A 3314-nucleotide genomic window follows, 5' to 3' on the forward strand; every position below is an offset into this window, starting at 1 on the left:
TTCATCGCCTTGGCGGTGACGGCGACCACCGGCAGGGTGGCCAGGCCCGGACGGGAGCGGATCTCGCGGATGGTCTCGTAGCCGTCCATGTCCGGCATCATGATGTCGACCAGCACCACATCGACGTCCGGCTTGGCGTCGAGCACCTCCAGCCCCGCCCGGCCGCTTTCGGCGTAGGACAGGTCGATGCCGTATTCCTCGAGCGCCGAGGCGAGCGAGAAGATGTTGCGGATGTCGTCATCAATGACCACCACCTTGCGTCCGGCCAGCACCGCATCCTCGTGCTTGTTCTGGTACATCTTGGCCTTGGCCGGCGCCGACATCTTGTCCATCGGCTCGTGCAACAGGAGACTGGTCTGCTCGACCAGCTGATCTGTCGTCCGGGCCATCCGCACCAGTCCGCCGAACACGGCCAGCCGCAGCCGGCGGTCATCCTCGGCGGGCAGCTCATCCGGCGCGTAGACCACCGCCGGCGTCGAGCGGCCCTCGGCTTGCTTCAGCAGATCGACGATCTGTGCCGCCGGCAGGGCCGAGGCCTCGATCATCAGGCCGTCGGGACGTTCGGCCACCGGCAGAGCGAGCACAGCGGCCAGGTCGCCGGTGAGCTCGACCTGGGTGAAGCATTTGCGAAGCGCCTCGGCGGCGGCGCCCTCCGCACCCACCAGCACGATCCGCCGGTCGGCCTTGTCGATGAAAGTCTTCACCCCCTGCAGGGTCGAGACCACCACCTCGCGCTCCACCGGCTTGTGGGTGAAGCCGAAGGCGCCCATGGAGAGGCCCAGGCCCTTCTGGTCGTCCGCGGAGATCACGTGGACGGGGATGTGGCGGGTCTCCGGCGTGCGCTTCAGGAGGTCGAGCAGGGCCAGGCCGTCCATGTCCGGCAGGCCGATGTCGAGCATGATGGCGTCGGGGCCAAAGCGGCGGGTTAGGGACGGGGCTGCGCCGCCCTCGCCCGTGACCACGCCCTTGAAGCCGCTGTCGTGCACCAGGCTCAGCAGGATTGAGGCGAAGCGCGGATCGTCCTCGACGATCAGAACCACGCTGTCGTCCGACCCGATCACGTCGCGGTCGTCGGCCACGGCCTCCACCGGCTCGTCCGAGAAGGACGACGGCATCAGCATCGGCCGCGACAGTTGCGGCATCTGCGCCAGGCGGCTGGCCGAGGGGGCCTGGGCCGGGCTGTAGTTCAGCGGCAGGTAGAGGGTGAAAATCGAGCCTTCGCCCGGCTTTGATTCCACCCGCAGCTCGCCGCCCAGCAGGCGGGTGATCTCGCGGCTGATCGACAGGCCCAGGCCCGTGCCGCCGTACTTGCGGCTGGTGGTGCCGTCGGCCTGCTGGAAGGACTCGAAGATGATCCGCTGCTTGTCGATGGGGATGCCGATGCCGGTGTCCTCCACCGAGATGGCGAGCACCTGACCGGCGGTGTTGAGGTGGTCGTTGGTGGAGTGCCAGCCGCCGTTGGCGCGGGCGACCCTGAGCGTCACCCGGCCCTGCTCGGTGAACTTGAAGGCGTTGGAGAGCAGGTTCTTGATGATCTGCTGCAGCCGCTTGTCGTCGGTGTACATGGACTTCGGCAGCGCCGGGTCCAGCTCCACCTTGAACGCCAGCTCCTTGTCCGCCGCGACCTGGGTAAAGGTGCGGTCGACCTGGTCGCGCAGGCTGGCGAAGGTCATCTCGCCCACATCCACGGTGACCGTGCCGGACTCGATCTTGGCCAGGTCGAGGATGTCGTTGATCAGGCTGAGCAGGTCGGTGCCGGCGTCGTGGACGTTGCGGGCGAACTCCACCTGCTTGTCGGTGAGGTTGCCCTGGGTGTTGTCGGCCAGCAGCTTGGACAGGATCAACAGGCTGTTCAGCGGCGTGCGCAGCTCGTGGCTCATGTTGGCCAGGAACTCGGACTTGTACTTTGAGGTGAGCGCGAGCTGTTCGGCCTTGTCCTCGAGCGCGATCTTGGCCTGTTCCACCTCGCGGTTCTTGGCCTCCACCTGCTGGTTCTGCACCGACAGCAGGTGCGCCTTTTCCTGCAGCTCGGCGTTGGTCTGCTGTAGCTCCTCCTGCTTGGCGCGGAGCAGTTCTTCGGACTGCCGCAGGCTCGCGGCCTGCTGCTCCAGGCGGTCGTTGGTCTTCTTCAGCTCTTCCTGCTGCGCCTGCAGTTCGGAGGTCAGCAGCTGCGACTGCTTCAGGAGGCCCTCGGTGCGCATGTTGGCGGCGATGGTCGAGAGCACGATGCCGACGGATTCCATCAGCTGGTCGAGGAACTGCTGCTGGGTCTCGTTGAACTCGCCGAAGGTGGCCAGCTCGATCACCGCCTTCACCTCGCCTTCGAAGAGGGCGGGCAGGACGATGATGTTGGCGGGCGCCGCCTCGCCCAGGCCGGACGAGACCTGCACATAGTCCGAGGGCACGTTGGTCAAGAGGATGCGCGACTTCTCATAGGCGCACTGCCCGATCAGGCCCTCGCGAAGCTGGAACTGGTTGGCCAGGTGCTTGCGGTTGTTGAAGGCGTAGGAGGCCGCCAGGTTGAGGACGGTCTGGCCCTCGTCGTCGCGGTCCGAGACGTAGAAGACCGCGTGCTGGGCGTTGATCAGCGGCGCCAGTTCCGACAGCACGAGGTTAGAAACGGTGGAGAGGTCGCGCTCGCCCTGCAGCATGCGGGTGAACCGGGCGAGGTTGGTCTTCAGCCAGTCCTGCTCGGTGTTCTTCAGCGTCTGATCCTTCAGATTTCGGATCATCTCGTTGATGTTGTTCTTCAGCTCCTCCACCTCGCCGGAGGCCTCGACGGTGATCGACCGGGTCAGGTCGCCCTTGGTCACGGCGGTGGAGACCTCGGCGATGGCGCGCACCTGTGTAGTCAGGTTGGCGGCCAGTTCGTTGACGTTGTCGGTTAGGTCGCGCCACAGGCCGGCGGCGCCGGGCACCCGGGCTTGGCCGCCCAGCTTGCCTTCGGAGCCCACTTCCCGGGCCACGTTGGTCACCTGGTCGGCGAAGGTGGCCAGGGTCTCGATCATGCCGTTGATGGTGTCGGCCAGCGAGGCGATCTCGCCCTTGGCGTCGAGGGTCAGCTTGCGCTTCAGGTCGCCCATGGCCACCGAGGTCACCACGTCGGCGATGCCGCGCACCTGGCCGGTCAGGTTGGCGGCCATGGAGTTCACATTGTCGGTGAGGTCCTTCCAGGTGCCGGCCACGCCGGGCACCTGCGCCTGGCCGCCGAGCTTGCCTTCGGTGCCGACCTCGCGCGCGACGCGCGTCACTTCGGAAGCAAAGCCGTTGAGCTGATCGACCATCGTGTTGACGGTGTTCTTCAGCGCGAGGAT

Annotated in this window: 1 protein-coding gene; it reads right to left on the reverse strand. The window is 66.4% G+C overall.

The features are described from left to right. Nucleotides 1–3314, reverse strand: a 3314-nt coding sequence (locus tag ACLL81_RS08845; protein WP_411287975.1) for a response regulator, incomplete at both ends; no start/stop codon positions are given.

The organism is Phenylobacterium sp., assembly GCF_046590535.1.
Lineage (GTDB): Bacteria > Pseudomonadota > Alphaproteobacteria > Caulobacterales > Caulobacteraceae > Phenylobacterium.